Source organism: Actinokineospora fastidiosa (assembly GCF_014648415.1).
Lineage (GTDB): Bacteria > Actinomycetota > Actinomycetes > Mycobacteriales > Pseudonocardiaceae > Actinokineospora > Actinokineospora fastidiosa.
In genome coordinates this window covers 1,575,828-1,598,537 of sequence record NZ_BMRB01000001.1, presented here as the reverse complement: position 1 = coordinate 1,598,537, position 22,710 = coordinate 1,575,828, and the positions used below count along the sequence as shown (strand labels likewise).

The following is a 22,710-nucleotide window of genomic DNA, read 5'->3' as shown; positions in this document are numbered from 1 at the left end:
CGGTTCCCCTAGGGGACGGGTTGCTCCTGCGGCTTGGCCTGCTCGGTGAACACGCCGTCGCCCACCGGGACGGAGTCGAAGGTCTGCAGGACGTCGCGGGCGTTCAGCGACGCGCCGTTGGGCAGCAGGCGGACGATCGCGTCCGGGGCGGGGGACTGTTTGGACAGTCCGAGCGCCCCGGCCGTGCGGGCGTCCGGGATGCCGTACTTCACGCCGCGGTCGGAGATCAGGTAGATCGGGCCGGTGGTGAAGTCGGCCGGGGACACCGAGCCGCGCACCACGGCCGCCTTGCCGGGCGGCATGTAGAAGTGCTCGATCTTCCCGCCGTCGGCGTTGGGCGAGGTGATGTCGACGACGCCGGGCTCGCCGGTGGCGTTGACCGGGACGGGCAGCGTCTGGCCGACGTGCACCTTGGTCTGGCCCTGGGCGTTGGGGCCCTCGCCGACGACCGCCCAGCCCAGGCACACGACCGGGAAGTTGGTCGGGGTCAGCACCTCGGGCACGACCTCGGGGAAGTCCTTCTCCTCGACCGCGTCGCGCAGGACCTGGCCGGGCAGCTGGTCCGGGGCGATGCGCGGGATGTCGGTCTGGCGGGACTGGGTGAACCGGATCAGGTCGGCGGTGGTCTTCTTGATCTGCTGCACGCCGTCGCGCAGGACCACGTAGTAGACGAGCTCGCCCGCGCGCTCGACCTCCAGCACGTCGCCGACCTTGAGGCCCGCGATGCCCGCGCTGCTCTCGCCGCCGCGGCCGGGGATCTCCGGCGAGCGCAGGGCAGCGGCCTCCGGGATGGCGTTCAGCAGGCCGACGGTGATCTTGCGGACGTTGTTGCGGTCGAGGTTCAGCGCGTCGACCACGCGGTCGTTGGTCATGTCGACCTCCGCGCGCACCGTGCTGGTGTTGGGGCGGTTGGCCGAGCTGGGCGTGCGGTAGACGAGGTAGACCTTCTTGGTCGGCGCCTCGACCAGCAGCGCGGCCTTGTCGCCGAGCTCGGGGCCGAGCTCGGGCATGCCGCCGAGCACCGTGGTCTCGATCTTGTCCTGACTGGACGGGTCGTTCAGGCTGCGGTCGAGCTGGTACTCGTCGCACACGGCCCAGTGGTCGGAGATGCGCTGCTCGTCCTTCTCCGGCAGCAGCTGCGGCGCGTCGGGGATGCCCGCCATCCGCTCGCGGGCGATGCCCTCCAGCTTCTCGTCGGCGACGAAGGTCGGCGCGGGCACGGCGCTGACCGGCGTCTCGCCCTCCTCGACCTGGCTGCCCACGCCCTGCGCCTCAGGCGAGCTGCGCGACAGCAGCAGCAGGCGCGCCGAGGTCAGGTTGAAGGTGGGGATCAGCACCTGTCCCTTGGGGGTGCCGTTCAACAGCACGTACACCGCGCCGGACGGCTGCGCGATGATGATGCCGTCCTTGTCCGGCGGCTTCGGCGACGGGCTCAGCAGCCCGACGATCAGGAAACCGATCAGGCCGATCGCGCCCAGGCAGATGCCGACGACCGTGGCTCTGGTGTGGGTGCGCATCGGATCGTGCAGCATCACCGCGTCCTTGCGGACCAGTGCCGACTGCATTCTGCGCAGCACGAAGCGGTATGCCTGAACCTGGGACTTCGTCGTCGGTGTTGATGGCATTCTCGGCCTGCAGCTCTCCCCGTCGCGGTACGGTTCCGCAGGATAGTCGTACGGCCGTGCGCCGTATGCCGGTTCCCGAGAACCGGCACCGACACTAGGGGAATGATCGATCGGATGTCCGTGACCACTCCGCCGCGCCATGGCAGGACACCACCGCCGGGACAACCGCCGCGTCCCGGGCCGGGCGGACCTGGGGGTCCGGGCAGACCGGGTGGCCCAGGCGGACCCGGCGGACCGGGCGGACCCGGCGGACCGGGCGGACCCGGCGGACCGGGGGGACCCGGCAGGCCAGGGGGGCCGAACGGTCCCGGCGGCCCGGGTGGTCCCGGTGGGCCCGGCGGCCCGGGTGGACCTGGCGGCCCCGGTGGACCTGGCGGACCGAGCGGGCCGGGCGGCCCCGGTGGGCCGGGCAGGCCGGGGGGACCGGGCGGACCGGCGGGCGCGAGCCCGGCCGGGCCGCCGCCGACCAGGGTCTCCGCGCGCAGGCGCGCCCGCGGCGCCAGCCTCGGCCCGCTGCCGGTGGCCAACCTGGTCGTGCTGGAGGTCGGCCTGGCGATCGGGCTGATCCTGCTGGCGATCAACCTCAAGCTGATCTACGTCGCCATCGGCATCGCGGCCATCGCGCTGGTGGTGGCGTTCCTGCGCTGGCGCGGCCGCTGGTTCACCCAGTGGGTCACCGTCACCACGCGCTATCTGGCCCGCTCCCACACCAGGGTGACCAAGCCCACGGGCGTGGTGACCATGGAGCAGATGGCCCCGGGCAGCGAGGCCGAGGTCACCGGCCCCGACGACCCGCGCGTCGCCCTGCTCCGGCTGGCCGTCCCCGACCTGGTGGTGGCGCACGGCGTCGACCACGAGCGCAAGCCGGTCGGCCTGGCGTGGCACGAGGGCACCTGGACGGCGGTGCTGCTGGTCGACCCCGCGCCCGCGCTGATCACCAAGGTCGGCGCGACGCCGAACCTGCCGCTGGCCGCGCTGGCCCCCTGTCTGGAGGACCGCGGCGTCGTGCTCGACGCGATCCAGGTCATCTGGCACTGCTACCCCGGCAGCGCGGCGCTGCCGCCGAACTCCCCCGCGCTGGCGTCCTACCTCGAGGTCCTCGGCGGGCTGTCGGCAGCGGCGCGGCGCAGCACGTGGGTCGCGGTGCGGCTGGACCCGAGGCGCTGCCCGGCCGCGGTGCGCGAGCGCGGCGGCGGCGTCGTCGGCGCCCACCGCGCGCTGATCGGCGCGCTGTCCCGCGTGCGCAACGCGCTGGAGTCGCGGGGCGTGCCGACCCGGCCGCTGGACCCCGACGAGCTGCTGAAGGCGGGCATCTCCGCCGCCGAGCTGACCGGCGTCGCCGGGTCGCAGGCGCGGGTGTCGCTGCGCGAGCGCTGGACGGGCGTGACCGCGGCGGGCATCGGCCACGCCAGCTACGCCATCACCGGCTGGCCGCAGGGCAAGGCCGCGCAGAGCCTCAACACGCTCACCAGCGTGCGCGCGCTGTCGGCCACCGTGACCATGTCGATCTCGCCCGGCGCGGACGAGGGCGCGGTCGGGCTGCGCGGGCTGGTGCGGGTCAGCGCCCGCAACCCCGACGAGCTCGGGCACGCCGACGAGCGGCTGACCGCCATCGCCGACCGCATCGGCGTCACCCTCACCCCGCTGCGCGGGCTGCAGGCCGCGGGCCTGGCCGCGTCGCTGCCGCTGGGAGGACAGGTATGAGTGAGCTTGCGAGCGAATCATTGATGCCACGGCGTCTCGGAGCCTGCGAGGAGGCGCCGTGAGCAGCAGGCTGATGGACACCAAGGGCGGCGCGGGCGTCGCGCCGGAGTTCCTGGTGTCGCCGGAGATGCTGAGCGCGGTCAGCCCGTCGGGCGACCGGGGCGGCATGGTGCTGGGGTCCAGCGCGCGCGGCGAGCCGCTGCTCGTCTCCGCGCTGCGGCCAGCCCCCACCCGGATCGTGCTGGTCGGCGGGCTGTACCTGGCCCGCCAGGTGGCGCTGCGGGCGATGGCCGTCGGCGCGTGGGTCGTCGTGGCGACCGGTCGGCCCGCGGCGTGGCAGGTGCTGCAGAAGGCCGCGGGCACCGGCCCGGACGGGCGGCCCGCGCCGCTGGTGCAGATCCGCAGGCTCAGCCCGGTCGAGCTGCCCCGGCCGTCCGAGGACGGCCCGCTGCTGGTCGTGCACGACGGCGGCCCGACGCCGCAGGAGCTGTTCCCGCCCCGCTCGCCGTGGCAGACCACGGTGTACGTGCTGCCGTACATGCACCCGCAGGCCGGGGCGACGGCGAACACCGCCGACCTGGTGCTGATGCAGCGCCTCCCGGTCGGCCAGGCCCAGCTCGCGGCCCGGATCTGGCGGCTGCCCCCGCCGATGGTGCAGGAGCTGAGCTCGCTGGCCGACGACCAGGTCGTGGCCCTCGGCCGCAACATGTGGGAGCGCATGCGGCTGGTCACCACCCAGAAGGAGCAGCAGATCCTGGGCCCGGTCCGACGCGGGGACTAGGCCGTCCGGCTCAATTGAATACATCCCCGGGGGCAAACGTTTCCCACGGGCTGCTCATCTGTTCATAAGTGGACGGCTTCGTACACGGAACGCTCTTGCGAGAGTTAAAGGTTTTAAACCACTGTGTGAAACGTCCGCGCGGACACCCTGCACCACAACATCTCCCCACCAGCACGCGGCCCTGACCACCAAGGGTCCGGTTCCGCATGCTCCCTGCATCAAGGAGATCGACAGATGGGTAAGTCTCGCGCCGAGTCGCTGCGTCGACTCGCCGGGGTGGGCATCGCCGCCGCCGCCACAGCCGCCGCGGGCGTCGGCCTGGTCACGCCCGCCAGCGCCGCCGAGGGCCGGATTCTGGGCGCTGGCAGTGCGACCGCCATCGAGGGCAGCTACATCGTCGTCATGAAGGACGGGCCCCAGGCCCAGGGCGCGTCCGCCGACGCGCTCGCCGCCCGCCACGGCGGCAAGATCAAGCACCGGTTCAGCGCCACGATCAAGGGCTTCTCGGCGACCATGTCGGAGCGGCAGGCCAAGCGCCTCGCCGCCGACCCCGCCGTCGCCTACGTCGAGGCCGACCAGGTCGTGTCCATCGCCGAGGACCAGCTCAACCCGCCGTCGTGGGGCCTGGACCGGATCGACCAGGCCGCGCTGCCGCTGAACAACAAGTACTCGTTCGCGACGCGGGCCACCAACGTCAACGCCTACATCATCGACACCGGAATCCTGACCACGCACCAGGACTTCGGCGGCCGCGCGGTCCACGGCCGCGACACCGTCGACAACGACAACAACGCCACCGACTGCAACGGCCACGGCACGCACGTGGCGGGCACCGTCGGCGGCGGCGCCTACGGCGTGGCCAAGGGCGTCAAGCTCTACGGCGTCCGGGTGCTCAACTGCAGCGGCTCCGGCACCAACGCGGGCGTCATCGCGGGCGTCGACTGGGTCACCCAGAACCACGTCAAGCCCGCGGTCGCCAACATGAGCCTCGGCGGCGGCGCCTCCTCCGCCCTGGACGACGCGGTCCGCCGCTCGATCTCCGCGGGCGTCACCTACGCGCTGGCGTCGGGCAACTCCAACGCCAACGCGTGCAACTCCTCGCCCGCCCGGGTGACCGAGGCGCTGACGGTCAACGCCAGCGACCGCAACGACGCGCGTGCCAGCTTCTCCAACTACGGCACCTGCACCGACCTCTTCGCGCCGGGCGTGAGCATCACGTCCGCGTGGCACACGGGCAGCACCGCCACCAACACCATCAGCGGCACGTCGATGGCCTCCCCGCACGTCGCGGGCGCCGCGGCGCTGTACCTGGCGGCCAACCCGTCGGCGACCCCGTCGCAGGTGAACTCGGCCATCATCAACGCGGCCACCAGCGGCAGGATCAGCAACCCCGGGACGGGCTCCCCGAACCGCCTGCTGTTCACCGGCGACGGCGGCGGCGAGGAGCCCCCGCCCACCGGCTGCGACCCGGTGACCAACGGCACCGACGTGACCATCCCCGACGCCGGTTCGGCCGTCACCAGCTCGATCACCATCGCCGACTGCGACGGCGGCTCCGCGTCCTCCACGGTCTCGGTGGACATCCGCCACACCTACCGCGGTGACCTGGTCATCGACCTGATCGCCCCGGACGGCACCTCCTACCGCCTGAAGAACTCCAGCGGCTCGGACGGCGCCGACAACGTCATCGCGACCTACACCGTCAACCTGGCAGGCGAGACCGCCAACGGCACCTGGCGCCTCTCCGTTCGCGACGTGTACCGCGCCGACACCGGCTACATCAACACCTGGACGCTCGACCTGTGAGTCGTGCTGCCTGAGTGACCACACAGGACGGCCCGCCGAGTTCCCGGACTCGGCGGGCCGTCCGCCGTGCGCTCAGCGGGTGCGGACGTTGCGGGTGAGCTCGGCGCGGGCGGCGAGGTCGGCGTCGGCGGGGTAGTCGACGCCGATGAGGGTGAGGCCGTGGGCCGGGGCGACGGTGATCTCCGACGGGCGGGTCGTCGCCGTCAGCATCGAGGCGGGCCAGTCGGCGGGTTTGCGGCCCTCGCCGACGGCGAGCAGGGCGCCCATGAGGCTGCGGACCATCGAGTGGCAGAACGCGTCGGCGGAGACGTAGGCGATCAGCTCGTCGTCCTCGCGCGCCCACTCCAGGCGCTGCAGCTCGCGGATGGTCGTCGCGCCCTCGCGGCGCTTGCAGAAGGCGACGAAGTCGTGTTCGCCCAGCAGCTGTGTCGACGCGGCGGTCAGGGCGTCGAGGGACAGGGGGCGGGGCCAGGCCACCACGAAGCCGCGGCGCAGCGGGTCGGCGCGCCACGCGGCGTCGGTGACGCGGTAGGCGTAGTGCCTGCGGAGCGCGCCGAAGCGGGCGTCGAAGGCGGCCGGGACGACCCGCGCCGCGGTGACCCGCACGTCGGCGGGCAACGCCCGGGAGAGGCGGAACACCAGGTGGTCGGGGTCTGTGTCGGCGGGGAGGTCGGCGTGCGCGACCTGGCCGCTGGCGTGCACGCCGGCGTCCGTGCGGCCCGCCACGGTCAGCCGGACGGGACGGCGCAGCACGCGCTCCAGCGCCTCCTCCAGCACCCCGCACACCGTGCGCCGCGACGGCTGGCGGGCCCAGCCGGAGAAACCCGCGCCGTCGTAGGCGATGTCCATGCGGAAGCGGGCGAGCCCGCCATCCCCAACCGGGATGACGGGCTCGTCCGGGACGTGCTCGGTCAGGACGTCTTGTCCTTGTCGTCGGCGCCCTCGGCGGGCTCCTCCGCGGCGTCCTTGGTGGCCGACTCGGGCGCGTCGGCGTCCTGGTCCACCACGTCGGCGGCGTCGGTGGTCTCCTCGGCCGCCGTCGCCTCGTCAGTCGTCTCGTCGGCCTTCTTCTCGTCGGCCTTCTTCTCGTCCGCGGCGAAGCGGGTCTTGCGGGCGGCCTCGGCCTCCGCGGTCACCGTCTTCTCCTGGATGAGCTCGATGACGGCCATGGCGGCGTTGTCGCCCCGGCGCGGCATGGTCTTGACGATCCGCAGGTAACCGCCGTTGCGGTCGCTGAAGAACGGGCCGATCTCGGTCATCAGGCGCTGGACGACGTCCTTGTCCCGGATGACCTTCATGATCTCGCGGCGGTTGTGCAGGTCGCCGCGCTTGGCCTTGGTGATCAGCCGCTCCGCGTACGGCCGCAGGCGCTTGGCCTTGGCCTCGGTGGTGGTGATGCGGCCGTTCTGGAACAGCGACGTGGCCAGGTTGGCCAGCAGCAGCCGCTCGTGGGCCGGGCCCGCGCCCAGCCGGGCGCCCTTGGTTGGGGTGGGCATTGGATGCTCCTTGATTAAGATCAGCGAGGCCCGCGAGGACCTAGAGCTGCTCGGTCTCCGCGTAGTCCTGGCCGTCGTCGTTGCCCGTGTCCGCCCCGGTGGACCAGCCCGCGTCGGCCGAGTAGTCGGTAGCGGCGGCCGACGGGTCGAATCCGGGCGGGCTGTCCTTGAGCGCGAGCCCGAGGCCGACCAGCTTCATCTTGACCTCGTCGATGGACTTCGCGCCGAAGTTGCGGATGTCCAGCAGGTCCGCCTCGCTGCGCGAGACCAGCTCGCCCACGGTGTGGATGCCCTCGCGCTTGAGGCAGTTGTACGAGCGCACGGTGAGGTCGAGGTCCTCGATCGGCATCGCGTAGGCGGCGATGGTGTCCGCCTCCTGCGGCGACGGGCCGATCTCGATGCCCTCGGCGTCCACGTTGAGCTCGCGGGCCAGGCCGAAGAGCTCCACCAGCGTCTTGCCCGCCGACGCGACGGCGTCGCGCGGCGTGATCGACGGCTTGGTCTCCACGTCGAGCACCAGCTTGTCGAAGTCGGTGCGCTGCTCGACACGGGTGGCCTCGACCTTGTAGGTCACCTTGAGCACCGGCGAGTAGATCGAGTCGACCGGGATCCGGCCGATCTCGGCGCCCGCCTGCTTGTTCTGCATCGCCGGGACGTAGCCGCGACCGCGCTCGACGACGAGCTCGATCTCCAGCTTGCCCTTGCCGTTCAGCGTGGCGATGTGCAGATCCGGGTTGTGCACCGTGACGCCCGCGGGCGGCACGATGTCGCCCGCGGTGACCTCACCGGGGCCCTGCTTGCGCAGGTACATCGTCACCGGCTCGTCCTCCTCGGAGGAGATCACCAGCTCCTTGAGGTTCAGGATGATGTCGGTGACGTCCTCCTTGACACCCGGAACGGTCGTGAACTCGTGCAGCACGCCGTCGATGCGGATGCTAGTCACGGACGCGCCGGGGATCGAGGACAGCAGCGTGCGGCGCAGCGAGTTGCCGAGCGTGTAGCCGAAGCCGGGCTCGAGCGGCTCGATGACGAAGCGGGAGCGGGTCTCGTTGACCGGCTCCTCGGTCAGGGTGGGACGCTGTGAGATGAGCACTTCTGGTGGTTCCTTTCCGAAGGCGCCCGCTATATGACGCCCAGCGAAAGAAGGCGGCGGCCGGGCCGGCCGCCGCCGGAAACGACTACTTCGAGTAGAACTCGACGATCAGCTGCTCCTGCACCGGGACGTCGATCTGGGCGCGCTCGGGCAGCTGGTGCACGAGGATGCGCAGGTTCGACGGGACCAGCTGCAGCCAGCCCGGGATCGGGCGGTCGCCGACGGACTCCTTGGCGGCCACGAACGGCAGCGTGGGCAGCGACTTCGGCTTCACGTCGATGATGTCGAACTTCGACACCTGGAAGCTGGGGACGTTGACCTTCTTGCCGTTGACCAGGAAGTGCCCGTGGCTGACCAGCTGCCGCGCCTGGCGGCGGGTGCGGGCCAGGCCCGCGCGGTAGACCACGTTGTCCAGGCGGGACTCGAGCAGCTGGAGCAGGACCTCGCCGGTCTTGCCCTGGCGGCGCACGGCCTCCTCGTAGTAGCGGCGGAACTGCCGCTCGAGGACGCCGTAGGTGTAGCGCGCCTTCTGCTTCTCCTGCAGCTGGAGCAGGTACTCGCTCTCCTTGACCCGGCCGCGGCCGTGCTGGCCGGGCGGGTAGGGGCGGCGCTCGAAGGCCTGGTCGCCGCCGACGAGGTCGACCTTGAGCCGACGCGAGATGCGCGTCGCGGGGCCGGTGTAGCGTGCCATGGTTTTCTACTCCTCCCCGTTCCTCAGACCCGGCGCCGCTTGGGCGGGCGGCAGCCGTTGTGAGGCTGCGGGGTCACGTCCTGGATCGTGCCGACCTCGAGACCGGCGGCCTGCAGCGACCGGATCGCGGTCTCCCGGCCGGAGCCGGGGCCCTTCACGAACACGTCGACCTTCTTCATGCCGTGCTCCGCGGCCTTGCGGGCGGCGTTCTCGGCGGCCATCTGCGCGGCGAACGGGGTCGACTTGCGCGAGCCCTTGAAGCCGACGTGCCCGGAGGACGCCCACGAGATCACGGCGCCGGTCGGGTCGGTGATGGAGACGATCGTGTTGTTGAACGTGCTCTTGATGTGGGCGTGCCCGTGCGAGATGTTCTTCTTTTCCTTGCGCCGGACTTTCTTGACTCCGGCGCCGGTGCGCGACTTGGGGGGCATGTCTTGGGTGTGCTCCTACTTCGAACGCTTCGAGGTGGTGACGGTGGGGGCCGCGTGCCGGATGACTGTCCCGGCGTCCGTGTACAGCTCGCGCAGGGCAGCCGGACGGCTGTCCCGAGGCGCGACGGCAAGAGCCACGAAGGCCCGGTTGCGTCGCCGCTGCGGGGCGACGACCACGGTCTGGCGGCCCGTGCTCACTTCTTTCCGGCCTTCTTCTTGCCTGCAACCGTCTTCTTCGGGCCCTTGCGGGTGCGGGCGTTGGTCTTGGTCCGCTGACCGCGGACCGGCAGACCACGACGCCAGCGCAGGCCCTCGTAGCAGCCGATCTCGATCTTGCGTCGAATGTCGGCCTGCACCTCGCGGCGGAGGTCACCCTCGACCTTGAAGTTGTTCTCGATGTAGTCGCGCAGCCGGGTCAGCTCCTCGTCGGAGAGATCCTTGACGCGCAGGTCGGGCGAGATCTCGGTGGCGGCAAGCAGCTCCTTCGAGCGCGTGCGGCCGATGCCGAAGATGTAGGTGAGCGCGATCTCCATCCGCTTCTCGCGGGGGAGGTCGACGCCAACGAGTCGTGCCATGGCGGCTTCTGTCTCCTGTCGGTATCTCCAGGTCTGCTCCCCCACCACCCCCGACCGACTCGAGGTCGGGGACCCGGCCTGAAGTCCGGGCGTGAACCGGGTCCGTGTGACCCGGCAGGTTGAGGGAGGTCCTCGTCAGTGCTGCGTGATCAGCCCTGGCGCTGCTTGTGGCGCAGGTTCTCGCAGATCACCATGACCCGCCCGTGACGGCGGATCACCTTGCACTTGTCGCAGATCTTCTTGACGCTCGGCTGGACCTTCACGTCCTTGTTTCTCCTGCTCGGCCGCCTAGCCCCGCGTGCGCGGGGGCAGCAGTAGTGGCCCGGTCCGGCACGGACCGGGGGTCACTTGTAGCGGTAGACGATGCGGCCGCGGGACAGGTCGTAGGGCGACAGCTCTACGACGACCCGGTCCTCGGGCAGGATGCGGATGTAGTGCTGCCGCATCTTGCCGCTGATGTGTGCCAGCACCTTGTGGCCGTTCTCCAACTCGACGCGGAACATCGCGTTGGGGAGTGGCTCGACCACGCGGCCTTCGACCTCGATGGCCCCGTCCTTCTTGCCCATGTCCTCCGCGTTTCGTGACGGTGTCGGGTGACACTGCCGCGCCGCGCGCCAGGGCAACAACTACATTGTCCTGGACGACACGCACGACAGAGACGGCGCTTGCACAGCGCCACCTGCCTAGTGTACGCACTCACCGACCGTGACCCAAATCGGGTCCAATACCCGACACCCGACGGCCTCCGCAAGCGGCGAACCGCCTGCTCACCCGGTTCATCGGATTATCGGCTGATCGGATCTCCGCGGCTCAGTAAGGTCGGCATCCTGAGTTCGTCGGGACTGGGAGGGAACGTGCAGTACGCGCGACTGGGTTCGTCCGGGCTGAAGGTGTCGCGGATCGCGCTCGGGTGCATGAGTTACGGCGACCCGGGGCGCGGCACGCACCCCTGGACGCTGCCGGAGGCCGAGGCGCTCCCGTTCCTGACGCAGGCGCTGGACCTGGGCATCAACTTCCTCGACACGGCGAACATGTACTCGCTGGGGTCCAGCGAGGAGATCGTCGGCTCGGCGCTGCGCAAGCTGGGCGTCCGCGACGACGTGGTCATCGCCACCAAGGTCTACTTCCCGATGGGCGCGCCGCTGACCGGCGGGCTGTCGCGCAAGGCGATCCTGCGCGAGGTCGACGCGTCCCTGGCCCGGCTCGGGACGGACTACATCGACCTCTACATCATCCACCGGTGGGACTACGAGACGCCCATCGAGGAGACGATGCAGGCCCTGCACGACGTCGTCCGGGCGGGCAAGGTCCGCTACCTCGGGGCGTCGTCGATGCACACCTGGCAGTTCGTGAAGGCGCAGTACACCGCCGACCTGCACGGATGGACCCGGTTCATCAGCATGCAGAACCACTACAACCTCATCAACCGCGAGGAAGAGCGGGAGATGCTGCCCTACTGCCGCGAGGAGGGCATCGGCGTCACCCCGTGGAGCCCCCTGGCCAGGGGCAAGCTGACCCGCGACTGGGACGACACCTCCGCCCGCACCGAGGGCGACCCCATCCAGGCCGGGCTCTACGCGGCCACCGAACAGGCCGACCGCAGGGTCGCCCAGGTCGTGGCCGACATCGCCGCCGAGCGCGGGCTGCCGAGGGCGCAGGTGGCGCTGGCCTGGGTGCTCCAGCAGCCGGGCATCACCGCCCCGATCATCGGCGCCACCAAGCCCCACCACCTGACGGACGCGGCCGCCGCGGTGGACGTGGAGCTGACCCCGGAGGAGCTGGCCCGGCTCGCCGAGCCGTACGTGCCGCACGCCATCGCCGGATACAGCTAGCCGACGGGAACGGCCCCCGGGGAACACCCGGGGGCCGTGTCACGCGAACGGGTGAGGGATCAGTCCTCGGGGGCGGTGAGCACGCGCGGGCCGTCGTCGGTGATGGCGACGGAGTGCTCCCAGTGGGCGGCCCGGGAGCCGTCGGCGGTGACGACCGTCCAGCCGTCCTCCAGCTCGACCGTCTCCTCGGTGCCGAGGGTCAGCATGGGCTCGATGGCGATGGCCATGCCGGTGCGCAGGCGGGGGCCCTTGCCCGGCTTGCCGTGGTTCGGCAGGAACGGGTCCATGTGCATGGCGGTGCCGATGCCGTGGCCGCCGTACTCGCGGACGATGCCGTACTCGCGGCCGTGGGCCGCGCTCGACGCGATCGCCGATTGCTCGATGGCGTGCGAGATGTCGGTCAGGCGGGCGCCGGGCACCGCCGCGGCGATGCCCGCCAGCATGGCGTCCCTGGTCGCCTCCGACAGCTGGGCGTCCTCCGGCGACGGGTCGCCGATGAACAGCGTGACCGCCGAGTCGCCGTGCCAGCCGTCGAGGATGGCGCCGCAGTCGATCGAGATCAGGTCGCCGGTGGCCAGGACCTGGTCGCGGCTGGGGATGCCGTGCACGATCTGGTCGTTCACCGAGGCGCAGATGCTGGCCGGGAAGCCGTGGTAGCCCTTGAAGCTGGGGATGGCCCCGGCGTCGCGGATGGTCTGCTCGGCCAGCTCGTCCAGGTCCTGGGTGCTGACCCCGGCCTTGGCGGCCTCGGCCAGCGCCGACAGGGTCCGGTGCACGACCAGGCCAGCAGCGCGCATCGCGTCCAGCTCGGCCGGGGACTTGATCTCGATCATCCGGCCGCGCCACTTCGCCAGGCCGCTGAACAGCCCTCCACCGCTCACGTCCGGGAGCGCAGGGCGTCCAGCACGCGGCCGGTGATCTCGCTGACCTCGCCGACGGCGTCGACGGTGATCAGGATGCCCGCGTAGTACTCCAGCAGCGGGGCGGTCTCGTCCCGGTAGACCTGCTGGCGGTGGCGGATGACCTGCTCGGTGTCGTCGGCCCGGCCGCGGGCGAGCAGCCGGGTGACCACGACCTCCTCGTCGACGCGGAACTCGACCACCGCGTCGAGCCTGGTGTCGGCGTCGGCCAGCAGCTTGCCCAGCACCTCGGCCTGGCCCACGTTGCGCGGGAAGCCGTCGAGCAGGAAGCCGTGCTCGGCGTCGGGCTGGGCCAGCCGCTCGCGGACCATCTCGTTGGTCACCGCGTCCGGCACCAGCTGCCCGGCGTCGAGGTAGCGCTTGACGTCCTGTCCCAGTTCGGTGTTGTTCGCGATGTGCGCCCGGAACAGGTCACCCGTGGAGATGTGGGGCACGCCGAGCCGCTCGCTCAGCGCCGCCGCCTGGGTGCCCTTGCCCGCTCCGGGCGGACCGACGAGAACAACACGCGTCACTTGAGGAACCCTTCGTAGTTGCGCTGCATCAGCTGGCTCTCGATCTGCTTCACGGTGTCGAGACCGACGCCAACCATGATCAGCACCGCGGTGCCGCCGAACGGGAAGTTCTGGTTCTGACCCTGACCGGTCAGGTCCAGGAAGAAGTTCGGCAATACGGCAACGATGCCAAGGTAGATGGAGCCCGGCAACGTGATGCGGCTCAACACGAAGTTCAGGTACTCGGCCGTCGGGCGGCCCGGGCGGATGCCGGGGATGAACCCGCCGTACTTCTTCATCTCGTCGGCACGCTCGGTGACGTTGAACGTGATGGTGATGTAGAAGTACGTGAAGAAGATGATCAGCGCGAAGTACACGCTGATGTGCACCCAGCTGGACTGGTCGGTCAGGTGGGTCTGCACGAACCGCTGGAACCAGGAGTCGTCGGTGCCGATGAGGTTGACGATGAGGTCCGGCAGGTACAGCAGCGACGAGGCGAAGATGATCGGGATGACGCCCGCCTGGTTGACCTTCAGCGGCAGGTAGGTCGAGGTCCCGCCGTACATTCGGCGGCCGATCATGCGCTTGGCGTACTGCACCGGGATGCGGCGCTGGCCCTGCTCGACGAACACCACGGAGGCGATGATGAGCAGCGCGAACGCGCAGACGATCGTGAAGACGAGCGGGCCGCCGCCGGTCGGGTTGTCGTAGATCGCCTTGCCCTCGATCGGGATGCGCGCGGCGATGTTGACGAAGATCAGCAGCGACATGCCGTTGCCGATGCCCCGCTCGGTGACCAGCTCGCCGAGCCACATGATGAGCGCGGTGCCCGCGGTCATCGTGATGACGATGACCGACAACGTGAAGACGTTGCTCTCCGGGATGATCGGGTTCGGGCAGTTGCCCAGCAGACCGCCGCGGTCGGCCATCGCCACGATGCCGGTGGACTGCAGCACCGCGAGGGCGATCGTCAGGTAGCGGGTGTACTGGGTGAGCTTGCCCTGCCCCGCCTGGCCTTCCTTCTTCAGCTGCTCGAAGCGCGGGATGACCACGGTGAGCAGCTGGACGATGATGCTCGCGGTGATGTAGGGCATGATGCCCAGCGCGAATACCGACAGCTGCAGCAGCGCACCGCCGCTGAACAGGTTGAGCAGCTGGAAGACGCCCTGGTTGTCGTCCTTGCTGAGCTCGATGCATTCCTGCACGTTCGGATACGAGACGCCAGGCGACGGGAGGGCGGCTCCGACACGATAGACCGCGACGATCCCCAGGGTGAAGAGGATCTTCTTGCGCAGGTCTGGCGTCGCAAGAGCCGAGCGGAAGGCGCTGAGCACGCAGGAACCTCCTCGGCGTCGCCTGCACTTCGCTGCAGGCGATACTGCGGTAGCCGACGCGGTTGGCCGGCAGGGAACAGGGAACCATAACCTATCGGGAACGCCGACAGGCCACAGCCACCCCGAAGACGGCCGTCCTGGGGCGTGACCCCGACTTTAACAGCACGAGTGACGAAGCCCGCACGCAGTGCCCGCGGAAAACGCGAGGCGACCGGCGCGAACACCGGCCGACTGCGACCGACGTCACACGAACGCGACGGGCCGGGCACCTGGATGACGGTGCCCGGCCCGATGCGTCATTGCTCAGAGCGTGGTGGCGGTGCCACCGGCGGCCTGCAGCTTCTCGACCGCGCTGCCGGAGAACTTGTCGGCGGTGATGTCCAGCTTGACGCCGTTGACCTCACCGTTGCCGAGCACCTTCACCAGCTGGTTCTTGCGGACCAGGCCCGCCTCGACCAGGGCGGCCTTGTCGACGGCGCCGCCGTCGGGGAAGGCCACCGCGATGTCGCCGACGTTGACGACCTGGTACTCGACCCGGAAGCGGTTCTTGAAGCCCTTGAGCTTCGGCAGCCGCATGTGGATCGGCATCTGGCCGCCCTCGAAGGCGGGCGAGACGTTCTTGCGGGCCTTGGTGCCCTTGGTACCGCGACCGGCGGTCTTGCCCTTGGAGCCCTCACCGCGACCCACACGGGTCTTCTCGGTCTTGGCGCCGGGGGCCGGGCGCAGGTGGTGCAGCTTGATCGCCATCAGTCGACCTCCTCGACGGTCACGAGGTGGCGGACGGTGTGGATGAGGCCGCGCACCTCTGGCGTGTCCTCGCGCACCGTGGACTGGCGGATCTTGCGCAGACCCAGGGTGCGGAGGGACTCACGGTGGTTGCGCTTGGTGCCGATGCTGCTGCGCACCTGGGTCACCTTGAGCTTGGCCATGTCAGTTCCCCGATCCAGCGGTGGCCGCCGCCGCGCGGGCGCGGAGCATGCCCGCGGGAGCCACGTCCTCCAGCGGGAGACCGCGGCGCGCCGCGACCTCTTCCGGCCGCTGCAGGTTCTTCAGCGCCTGCACGGTGGCGTGCACGATGTTGATGGCGTTGTCGGAGCCGAGCGACTTCGACAGCACGTCGTGGACGCCCGCGCACTCCAGCACGGCGCGGACCGGGCCACCGGCGATGACACCGGTACCGGCGCTGGCCGGGCGGAGCAGCACGACGCCCGCGGCCTTCTCACCCTGCACGGGGTGCGGGATGGTGCCGCCGATGCGCGGGACGCGGAAGAAGTTCTTCTTCGCCTCCTCGACGCCCTTGGCGATGGCCGCGGGGACCTCCTTGGCCTTGCCGTAGCCGACGCCCACCATGCCGTCGCCGTCGCCGACGACGACCAGCGCGGTGAAGCTGAAGCGCCGACCGCCCTTCACGACCTTGGCGACGCGGTTGATGGCCACCACGCGCTCGAGGTGCGGGGTCTTCTCCTGGGCCGCCCCGCCGCGACCGCCGCCGTCACGACGGTCCCGACGGTCGCGGCGCTCGCCGCGCTCGCCGCCCTGACCGCCCTGTCCGCCGTGGCCGCCGCCGAACTGCCGCGTACGTCCCGGCATCAGGCGTTCCTTCCCTTGTTAGTGCAGATCATCATCAGAACTCCAGCCCCGCATCGCGGGCCGAGTCGGCCAGCGCCGCGATCCGGCCGGTGTACTTGTTGCCGCCGCGGTCGAAGACGACCTTGGCGATCCCGGCGTCCTTGGCCCGGGCGGCGAGCAGCTCGCCGACCTTGGCCGAACGGGCCTTCTTGTCGCCCTCGAGAGCGCGCACGTCGGCCTCCATCGTCGACGCCGAGACCAGCGTGTGGCCGTTCAGGTCGTCGATGATCTGGGCGAACATGTGCCGGGAGGACCGGTGCACGACCAGTCGGGGGCGCTCCGCGGTGCCGCTGATCTTCTTGCGGAGCCGGAAGTGCCTGCGGGTCTTGGCGACGCGCCGGGTGGTGGAGATGTCCTTGCCCACCGGCTTGCGCTTGGTCACAGTCGTGGTTGCCATATCACTTACCCGTCTTTCCGACCTTGCGGCGGATCTTCTCGCCCGCGTACCGGACGCCCTTGCCCTTGTACGGGTCGGGCTTGCGCAGCTTGCGGATGTTCGCGGCGACCTCGCCCACCCGCTGCTTGTCGATGCCCGAGACGGAGAACTTGGTGGCGCTTTCCACCTTGAAGGTGATGCCCTCCGGCGGCGAGATCTTGACCGGGTGGCTGAAGCCCAGCGCGAACTCCAGGTCGGAGCCCTTGGCCAGCACGCGGTAACCGACGCCGTGGATCTCGAGCTTCTTCTCGTAGCCCTCGGTCACGCCGACGACCATGTTGTTGACCAGCGAGCGGGTCAGGCCGTGCAGCGCGCGGTTCTGCCGCTCGTCGTTCGGCCGGGTCACGGTCAGCGTGCCGTCCTCGGCGCGCTCGACGGTGATCGGCTCGCTGACGGTGATGGCCAGGGTGCCCTTGGGCCCCTTGACGCTGATGTCGCGGCCGTTGATGGTCACGTCCACGCCGGACGGGACGGCGATCGGAAGCCTTCCGATGCGAGACATGTGTCAGTCCCCTTACCAGACGTAGGCGAGGACTTCCCCGCCCACACCCTGCTTGGTCGCCTGCCGGTCGGTCATCAGGCCGCCGGACGTGGAGATGATCGCCACGCCCAGGCCGCCCAGCACCTTGGGAAGGTTGGTCGACTTCGCGTACACCCGCAGACCGGGCTTGGACACCCGGCGCAGACCGGCGATGCTGCGCTCGCGGTTCGGGCCGTACTTCAGCTCGACGACGAGGTCCTTGCCCTTCTCGCCGTCCTGGTCGCGGTAGCCGGAGATGTAGCCCTCGCGCTTGAGGATCTCGGCGATGCTCGCCTTGAGCTTGGAGTGCGGCAGCACGACCTCGTCGTGGTATGCCGAGTTGGCATTGCGCAGACGGGTCAAGAAGTCTGCGATCGGGTCGGTCATCGTCATGGTGACCTGTCAACCTTTCTCGCCGTGGTTCCCGGGCCGGGCCTTCGGCGATCTAGAGGTCTGGGGGGACTCGCGTCCTACCAGCTGGACTTGCTCACGCCGGGCAGCTCGCCCCGGTGCGCCATCTCCCGCAGGCAGATCCGGCAGAGGCCGAACTTGCGGAACACCGAGTGCGGACGCCCGCACCGGTTGCAGCGGGTGTACGCCCGGACCTTGAACTTCGGCTTCTTGGCGGCCTTGTGAACCAGCGCCTTCTTCGCCATATCCCTCAGTTCTCCTTGAACGGGAAGCCCAGGTGCTTGAGCAGCGCCCGGCCCTCCTCGTCGGTCCTCGCCGTGGTGACCACGGTGATGTCCATACCGCGCTGGCGGTCGATGGAGTCCGGGTCGATCTCGTGGAACATGGACTGCTCGTTGAGACCGAAGGTGTAGTTGCCGTTGCCGTCGAACTGCTTGCCCGAGAGGCCGCGGAAGTCGCGGATACGGGGCAGCGCGATGGTCAGCAACCGGTCCAGGAACTCCCACATCCGGTCGCCGCGCAGCGTGACCCGGGCGCCGATCGGCATGCCCTCGCGCAGCTTGAACTGCGCGATGGACTTGCGGGCCTTGCGCACCTCGGGCTTCTGGCCGGTGATGGTGGCCAGGTCGCGGACCGCGCCCTCGATCAGCTTGCCGTCCCGGGCGGCGTCGCCGACGCCCATGTTCACGACGACCTTCACGACGCCGGGGATCAGCATGGGGTTCGGGTACTCGAACTCCTGCCGCATCGCCGGGGCGATCTCGCCGCGGTAGCGGGTCTTAAGGCGGGGAGTGATCTTCTCCGTGCTAGTCATGATCAGATCTCCTTCCCGTTGCCCTTGCCGCGGGCGATCCGGACCTTGCGGCCGTCCTCGGCGATCTTGTAACCCACGCGGACGGCCTTGCCGTCGGCCACCAGCATCACGTTGCTCACGTGGATCGGCGCTTCCTGCGTCACGATGCCGCCGGACTGGGCGCCGCGCTGGTTCTGCGTCACGCGGGTGTGCTTCTTGATCCGGTTGACGCCCTCCACCAGGACCTTGTTGGTCGCGGGGTAGGCCTGGATGACCTTGCCCTTCGCGCCCTTGTCCTTGCCGGAGATCACGACGACCGTGTCGCCCTTCTTGATCTTCATGCTCAGAGCACCTCCGGCGCCAACGAGATGATCTTCATGAACTTCTTGTCGCGCAGCTCGCGGCCCACGGGGCCGAAGATGCGGGTGCCGCGCGGCTCGCCCTCGTTCTTGATCAGAACGGCGGCGTTCTCGTCGAACCGGATGTAGCTGCCGTCGGGGCGGCGGCGCTCCTTGACGGTGCGCACGATGACCGCCTTGACGACATCGCCCTTCTTCACGCCCGCGCCCGGGATGGCGTCCTTCACGGTGGCGACGATGATGTCGCCGATGCCCGCGTAGCGCCGACCGGAGCCGCCGAGCACGCGGATGCAAAGGATCTCCTTCGCCCCGGTGTTGTCGGCGACGCGCAGTCGCGACTCCTGCTGGATCACGTCAACTCCTTGACCATTCCTGGCCTGCCAGATTGCCGACCTGACAGGCTCGGCCTAGACATGCTGCTTACTTGGCGCGCTCGATGACCTCGACCAGCCGCCACCGCTTGGTGGCCGACAGCGGCCGGGTCTCCATGAGCAGAACACGGTCGCCGACACCGGCGGTGTTCTCCTCGTCGTGCGCCTTCACCTTGGTGGTGGAGCGCATGACCTTCGCGTAGCGGGCGTGCTTCTTGCGGTCCTCCAGCGCCACGACGATGGTCTTGTCCATCTTGTCGGACACGACCAGGCCCTCGCGGACCTTGCGGGTGCTGGTGCGCTTCTGCTCGTTCACGTTCTCAGTGCTCTCAACGTTCTCGCTCATGCGGCACCCTCACCGGTGGTCGCCTCGTCGGGGGACACCGACAGCCCGAGCTCGCGCTCGCGCATCACGGTGTAGATCCGGGCGATGTCCTGCTTGACCAGGCGCAGGCGCCGGTTGTTGTCGAGCTGGCCGGTCGCCATCTGGAAGCGGAGGTTGAACAGCTCCTCCTTCGCCTCCCGCAGGCGCAGCACCAGCTCGTCGTCGGTCAGCTCGCGCAGATCCGTCGCGGTGGTCCCGGCGGCCATCAGAAGTCACCACCCTCACGCGTCACGATGCGGCACTTCATCGGCAGCTTGTGGATCGCGCGGCGCAGTGCCTCACGCGCCACCGTCTCGTTGGGGAAAGTCATCTCGAACAGCACGCGGCCCGGCTTGACGTTGGCCACCCAGTGCTCCGGCGAGCCCTTGCCGGAGCCCATGCGGGTCTCGGCGGGCTTCTTCGTCAGCGGACGGTCCGGGAAGATGTTGATCCACACCTTGCCGCCACGGCGGATGTGCCGGTTGATGGCGATACGCGCGGACTCGATCTGCCGGTTCGTCACGTAAGCGGGCTCCAGCGCCTGGATGCCGAACTCGCCGAAGGTGACGCGGTTGCCACCCTTGGACGCGCCCGAGCGGTCCGGACGGTGCTGCTTGCGGTGCTTGACCTTGCGTGGGATGAGCACTGCTCAGCCCTCCCCGTTGCCAGTGCCCTCGGCGGCCGGAGCCGCGGGGGTGTCGGACGCGGCGGCGCGACCCGCCTCGGTGCTGGTGGGCGTGGTGCCCGCGGAGCCGGAACGGCGCGGGCGGCTGGGCCGCTCGCGGCGCGGCTCGCGCCGGGTGTCCTGCGCCTGGCGGACGTCCGCCTCGCGGCGGCCGCCGACGACCTCGCCCTTGTAGATCCACACCTTGACGCCGATGCGGCCGAAGGTGGTGCGGGCCTCGAAGAAGCCGTAGTCGATGTCGGCGCGCAGCGTGTGCAGCGGGACCCGGCCCTCGCGGTAGTGCTCGGAGCGGGACATCTCCGCGCCGCCGAGGCGGCCGGAGCACTGCACGCGGATGCCCTTGACCTGCGGCGAGCGCATGGCCGACTGGATGGCCTTGCGCATCGCGCGCCGGAAGGACACGCGGTTGGACAGCTGCTCGGCGGTCACCTGGGCGACCAGCTGGGCGTCCGACTCGGGGTTCTTCACCTCGAGGATGTTGAGCTGGACCTGCTTCTTGGTCAGCTTCTCCAGCTCGCCCCGGATGCGGTCGGCCTCGGCGCCGCGGCGGCCGATGACGATGCCCGGCCGGGCGGTGTGGATGTCGACGCGGACCCGGTCACGGGTGCGCTCGATCTCCACGCGGGAGATGCCTGCGCGCTCCATGCCCTTGGACAGCAGGCGGCGGATCTTCACGTCCTCCGCGACGTACTCCGCGTACTGCTTGTCGGCGTACCAGCGGGACCGCCAGTCGGTGGTGATCCCGAGCCGGAAGCCATGCGGGTTGATCTTCTGCCCCATTAGCGGGCACCGCCCTTCTTGCCGCCCTTGGCGGGCTTGGCAACCGCCGGACGCGATTCGACCTCGATGGTGATGTGGCTGGTCCGCTTGCGGATGCGGTAGGCGCGACCCTGCGCACGCGGCCGGAACCGCTTCAGCGTCGGGCCCTCGTCCACGTACACCGTGGACACCCACAGGGTGTCCGGGTCGAGGCCGAGGTTGTTCTCGGCGTTGGCGACCGCGCTGGCCAGGACCTTGGCGACCGGCTCGGAAGCGGCCTGCGGCGCGAACCTCAGCACGGCCAAGGCGTCACCGGCGCTGCGACCCCTGATGAGCTCGACGACACGGCGCACCTTCATGGGCGTCATCCGCACGTAGCGAGCCCGAGCCACGGCGCGCGGAAGCTCTTCCGTCGCCACGGCGTCGTTACGGGCGTTCATCGCTGTTCCCCTTGCTCTTCACTCGTGCCTAGCGGCGCCGCGACTTGCGGTCGTCCTTGATGTGGCCCTTGAACGTGCGGGTCGGGGCGAACTCGCCCAGCTTGTGACCCACCATGGCCTCGGAGATGAACACCGGGACGTGCTTGCGGCCGTCGTGCACCGCGATGGTGTGACCCAGCATGTCCGGGATGATCGTCGACCGACGGGACCAGGTCTTGATCACGGTCTTCTTGCCGGTCTCGTTCAGCGCGTCCACCTTCTTGAGCAGGTGGTCGTCCACGAACGGGCCCTTCTTCAGGCTGCGTGGCATATGCTTCTACCTCCCTGCTCAGCGCTTCTTGCCAGTACGGCGGCGGCGGACGATCAGCTTGTCGCTCGGCTTGCGGCGGCGGGTGCGACCCTCGGGCTTGCCCGCCGGGTTCACCGGGTGGCGACCACCGGAGGTCTTGCCCTCACCACCACCGTGCGGGTGGTCGACCGGGTTCATGGCGACACCGCGGACGGTCGGGCGCTTGCCCTTCCACCGCATCCGGCCTGCCTTGCCCCAGTTGATGTTGGAGTGCTCGGAGTTGCCGACCTCGCCGACGGTGGCGCGGCAGCGCACGTCCACGTTGCGGATCTCGCCCGAGGGCATCCGCAGCTGGGCGTAGGGGCCGTCCTTGGCGACGAGCTGCACGCTGGAACCGGCCGAGCGGGCGATCTTCGCGCCGCCGCCCGGACGCAGCTCGATGGCGTGCACCACGGTGCCGACCGGGATGTTGCGCAGCGGCAGGTTGTTGCCCGGCTTGATGTCGGCCCGCGGGCCGGACTCGATCGGGTCGCCCTGGCGCAGCTTGCTCGGCGCGATGATGTAGCGCTTCTCGCCGTCGGCGTAGTGCAGCAGCGCGATCCGAGCCGTGCGGTTCGGGTCGTACTCGATGTGCGCCACCTTGGCGGGCACACCGTCCTTGTCGTGACGGCGGAAGTCGATCAGCCGGTACGCGCGCTTGTGGCCGCCACCCTTGTGCCGGGTGGTGATCTTGCCGTGCGCGTTGCGGCCGCCGCGGCCGTGCAGCGGGCGGAGCAGCGACTTCTCCGGGGTGGAGCGGGTGATCTCGGCGAAGTCCGAGACGCTCGCGCCGCGACGACCCGGGGTCGTCGGCTTGTACTTGCGAATACCCATTG

33 protein-coding genes are annotated in these 22,710 nt (G+C 70.0%); 4 read left to right on the top strand and 29 right to left on the bottom strand.

The window, feature by feature from the left end; translation table 11 throughout:
* Window positions 1-8: 8 nt before the first annotated feature.
* Window positions 9-1,625: a type VII secretion protein EccB gene (eccB, locus tag IEY98_RS07735; RefSeq protein ID WP_189209524.1), complete on the bottom strand. Its 1,617-nt coding sequence runs from the start codon at window positions 1,623-1,625 to the stop codon at window positions 9-11.
* A gap of 519 nt (window positions 1,626-2,144) precedes the next feature.
* Here eccB and eccE point away from each other — a divergent pair.
* The 3 genes from eccE (at window position 2,145) to IEY98_RS07715 (ending at window position 5,916) form a co-directional block, all read left to right on the top strand.
* Window positions 2,145-3,329 carry a type VII secretion protein EccE gene (gene eccE / locus IEY98_RS07725; RefSeq protein ID WP_189209523.1) on the top strand — a complete coding sequence of 395 codons (1,185 nt, stop codon included), beginning with the start codon at window positions 2,145-2,147 and terminating at the stop codon, window positions 3,327-3,329.
* 73 nt (window positions 3,330-3,402) lie between these two features.
* The gene (locus IEY98_RS07720) at window positions 3,403-4,110 is read left to right on the top strand and encodes a hypothetical protein (protein WP_373292357.1); all 708 of its coding nucleotides are present in this window, start codon (window positions 3,403-3,405) and stop codon (window positions 4,108-4,110) included.
* Window positions 4,111-4,344: 234 nt separating this feature from the next.
* On the top strand, window positions 4,345-5,916 hold the full coding sequence (locus IEY98_RS07715) for a S8 family peptidase (RefSeq protein WP_189209521.1): 1,572 nt from the start codon (window positions 4,345-4,347) through the stop codon (window positions 5,914-5,916).
* A gap of 72 nt (window positions 5,917-5,988) precedes the next feature.
* Here the strand turns inward: IEY98_RS07715 and truA are convergent, their stop codons facing one another.
* The 8 genes from truA to infA all read right to left on the bottom strand — a co-directional run bounded on the left by truA (window position 5,989) and on the right by infA (window position 10,768).
* Window positions 5,989-6,765: a tRNA pseudouridine(38-40) synthase TruA gene (gene truA, locus IEY98_RS07710; RefSeq protein WP_189209520.1), complete on the bottom strand. Its 777-nt coding sequence runs from the start codon at window positions 6,763-6,765 to the stop codon at window positions 5,989-5,991.
* A gap of 62 nt (window positions 6,766-6,827) precedes the next feature.
* Window positions 6,828-7,412, bottom strand: a complete 585-nt coding sequence (gene rplQ, locus IEY98_RS07705; protein WP_189209519.1) for a 50S ribosomal protein L17 — start codon at window positions 7,410-7,412, stop codon at window positions 6,828-6,830.
* A 40-nt stretch (window positions 7,413-7,452) separates the two neighbouring features.
* Window positions 7,453-8,505 carry a DNA-directed RNA polymerase subunit alpha gene (locus IEY98_RS07700; protein ID WP_189209518.1) on the bottom strand — a complete coding sequence of 351 codons (1,053 nt, stop codon included), beginning with the start codon at window positions 8,503-8,505 and terminating at the stop codon, window positions 7,453-7,455.
* Between the two features lie 85 nt (window positions 8,506-8,590).
* Window positions 8,591-9,196, bottom strand: coding sequence for a 30S ribosomal protein S4 (rpsD, locus tag IEY98_RS07695; protein ID WP_189209517.1), 606 nt, complete (start codon window positions 9,194-9,196; stop codon window positions 8,591-8,593).
* A 23-nt stretch (window positions 9,197-9,219) separates the two neighbouring features.
* On the bottom strand, window positions 9,220-9,627 hold the full coding sequence (gene rpsK / locus IEY98_RS07690) for a 30S ribosomal protein S11 (RefSeq protein ID WP_189209516.1): 408 nt from the start codon (window positions 9,625-9,627) through the stop codon (window positions 9,220-9,222).
* A gap of 194 nt (window positions 9,628-9,821) precedes the next feature.
* Complete coding sequence (rpsM, locus tag IEY98_RS07685; RefSeq protein WP_189209515.1) at window positions 9,822-10,202, bottom strand: 30S ribosomal protein S13; 381 nt, start codon at window positions 10,200-10,202, stop codon at window positions 9,822-9,824.
* A gap of 149 nt (window positions 10,203-10,351) precedes the next feature.
* A complete protein-coding gene (rpmJ, locus tag IEY98_RS07680) occupies window positions 10,352-10,465 on the bottom strand; it encodes a 50S ribosomal protein L36 (RefSeq protein ID WP_010148647.1) in 114 nt (37 codons plus the stop codon).
* A gap of 81 nt (window positions 10,466-10,546) precedes the next feature.
* Window positions 10,547-10,768, bottom strand: coding sequence for a translation initiation factor IF-1 (infA, locus tag IEY98_RS07675; protein WP_005166804.1), 222 nt, complete (start codon window positions 10,766-10,768; stop codon window positions 10,547-10,549).
* A gap of 288 nt (window positions 10,769-11,056) precedes the next feature.
* Here infA and IEY98_RS07670 point away from each other — a divergent pair, with 288 nt between their 5' ends.
* On the top strand, window positions 11,057-12,034 hold the full coding sequence (locus IEY98_RS07670) for an aldo/keto reductase (protein WP_189209514.1): 978 nt from the start codon (window positions 11,057-11,059) through the stop codon (window positions 12,032-12,034).
* 59 nt (window positions 12,035-12,093) lie between these two features.
* Here the strand turns inward: IEY98_RS07670 and map are convergent, their stop codons facing one another.
* The 20 genes from map to rplB all read right to left on the bottom strand — a co-directional run bounded on the left by map (window position 12,094) and on the right by rplB (window position 22,708).
* Window positions 12,094-12,867, bottom strand: a complete 774-nt coding sequence (map, locus tag IEY98_RS07665) for a type I methionyl aminopeptidase (protein ID WP_189210125.1) — start codon at window positions 12,865-12,867, stop codon at window positions 12,094-12,096.
* Window positions 12,868-12,911: 44 nt separating this feature from the next.
* Window positions 12,912-13,466 carry an adenylate kinase gene (locus tag IEY98_RS07660; protein ID WP_189209513.1) on the bottom strand — a complete coding sequence of 185 codons (555 nt, stop codon included), beginning with the start codon at window positions 13,464-13,466 and terminating at the stop codon, window positions 12,912-12,914.
* Window positions 13,463-14,779 (bottom strand): preprotein translocase subunit SecY, encoded by a 1,317-nt coding sequence (gene secY / locus IEY98_RS07655; protein WP_189209512.1) that lies wholly within the window; start codon window positions 14,777-14,779, stop codon window positions 13,463-13,465. The genes IEY98_RS07660 and secY overlap by 4 nt, the downstream gene beginning before the upstream one ends.
* A gap of 303 nt (window positions 14,780-15,082) precedes the next feature.
* Complete coding sequence (gene rplO / locus IEY98_RS07650; protein ID WP_189210124.1) at window positions 15,083-15,529, bottom strand: 50S ribosomal protein L15; 447 nt, start codon at window positions 15,527-15,529, stop codon at window positions 15,083-15,085.
* Window positions 15,526-15,708, bottom strand: a complete 183-nt coding sequence (gene rpmD, locus IEY98_RS07645) for a 50S ribosomal protein L30 (protein WP_189209511.1) — start codon at window positions 15,706-15,708, stop codon at window positions 15,526-15,528. Before rpmD ends, rplO begins: the two co-directional genes overlap by 4 nt.
* Window position 15,709: 1 nt before the next feature.
* The gene (rpsE, locus tag IEY98_RS07640; protein WP_189209510.1) at window positions 15,710-16,369 is read right to left on the bottom strand and encodes a 30S ribosomal protein S5; all 660 of its coding nucleotides are present in this window, start codon (window positions 16,367-16,369) and stop codon (window positions 15,710-15,712) included.
* Between the two features lie 34 nt (window positions 16,370-16,403).
* A complete protein-coding gene (gene rplR, locus IEY98_RS07635) occupies window positions 16,404-16,805 on the bottom strand; it encodes a 50S ribosomal protein L18 (RefSeq protein ID WP_189209509.1) in 402 nt (133 codons plus the stop codon).
* A 1-nt stretch (window position 16,806) separates the two neighbouring features.
* Window positions 16,807-17,346 (bottom strand): 50S ribosomal protein L6, encoded by a 540-nt coding sequence (gene rplF, locus IEY98_RS07630; protein WP_189209508.1) that lies wholly within the window; start codon window positions 17,344-17,346, stop codon window positions 16,807-16,809.
* 12 nt (window positions 17,347-17,358) lie between these two features.
* Window positions 17,359-17,757 (bottom strand): 30S ribosomal protein S8, encoded by a 399-nt coding sequence (rpsH, locus tag IEY98_RS07625; protein WP_189209507.1) that lies wholly within the window; start codon window positions 17,755-17,757, stop codon window positions 17,359-17,361.
* A gap of 77 nt (window positions 17,758-17,834) precedes the next feature.
* Complete coding sequence (locus IEY98_RS07620; RefSeq protein ID WP_189209506.1) at window positions 17,835-18,020, bottom strand: type Z 30S ribosomal protein S14; 186 nt, start codon at window positions 18,018-18,020, stop codon at window positions 17,835-17,837.
* Between the two features lie 5 nt (window positions 18,021-18,025).
* Window positions 18,026-18,589: a 50S ribosomal protein L5 gene (gene rplE, locus IEY98_RS07615; protein WP_189209505.1), complete on the bottom strand. Its 564-nt coding sequence runs from the start codon at window positions 18,587-18,589 to the stop codon at window positions 18,026-18,028.
* A gap of 2 nt (window positions 18,590-18,591) precedes the next feature.
* Window positions 18,592-18,909 (bottom strand): 50S ribosomal protein L24, encoded by a 318-nt coding sequence (gene rplX / locus IEY98_RS07610; protein WP_189209504.1) that lies wholly within the window; start codon window positions 18,907-18,909, stop codon window positions 18,592-18,594.
* Window positions 18,910-18,911: 2 nt separating this feature from the next.
* Entirely contained in the window at window positions 18,912-19,280 is a 369-nt protein-coding gene (rplN, locus tag IEY98_RS07605) for a 50S ribosomal protein L14 (protein ID WP_018682823.1), read from the bottom strand.
* A 67-nt stretch (window positions 19,281-19,347) separates the two neighbouring features.
* A complete protein-coding gene (rpsQ, locus tag IEY98_RS07600; RefSeq protein WP_189209503.1) occupies window positions 19,348-19,644 on the bottom strand; it encodes a 30S ribosomal protein S17 in 297 nt (98 codons plus the stop codon).
* Entirely contained in the window at window positions 19,641-19,889 is a 249-nt protein-coding gene (gene rpmC, locus IEY98_RS07595) for a 50S ribosomal protein L29 (RefSeq protein WP_189209502.1), read from the bottom strand. The genes rpsQ and rpmC overlap by 4 nt, the downstream gene beginning before the upstream one ends.
* The gene (gene rplP / locus IEY98_RS07590) at window positions 19,889-20,308 is read right to left on the bottom strand and encodes a 50S ribosomal protein L16 (RefSeq protein WP_189209501.1); all 420 of its coding nucleotides are present in this window, start codon (window positions 20,306-20,308) and stop codon (window positions 19,889-19,891) included. Before rplP ends, rpmC begins: the two co-directional genes overlap by 1 nt.
* A gap of 3 nt (window positions 20,309-20,311) precedes the next feature.
* On the bottom strand, window positions 20,312-21,127 hold the full coding sequence (rpsC, locus tag IEY98_RS07585; RefSeq protein WP_189209500.1) for a 30S ribosomal protein S3: 816 nt from the start codon (window positions 21,125-21,127) through the stop codon (window positions 20,312-20,314).
* On the bottom strand, window positions 21,127-21,546 hold the full coding sequence (rplV, locus tag IEY98_RS07580) for a 50S ribosomal protein L22 (RefSeq protein ID WP_189209499.1): 420 nt from the start codon (window positions 21,544-21,546) through the stop codon (window positions 21,127-21,129). The genes rpsC and rplV overlap by 1 nt, the downstream gene beginning before the upstream one ends.
* Window positions 21,547-21,574: 28 nt before the next feature.
* On the bottom strand, window positions 21,575-21,856 hold the full coding sequence (gene rpsS / locus IEY98_RS07575; protein ID WP_189209498.1) for a 30S ribosomal protein S19: 282 nt from the start codon (window positions 21,854-21,856) through the stop codon (window positions 21,575-21,577).
* A gap of 18 nt (window positions 21,857-21,874) precedes the next feature.
* Complete coding sequence (rplB, locus tag IEY98_RS07570) at window positions 21,875-22,708, bottom strand: 50S ribosomal protein L2 (protein ID WP_189209497.1); 834 nt, start codon at window positions 22,706-22,708, stop codon at window positions 21,875-21,877.
* Between the last annotated feature and the right edge of the window lie 2 nt (window positions 22,709-22,710).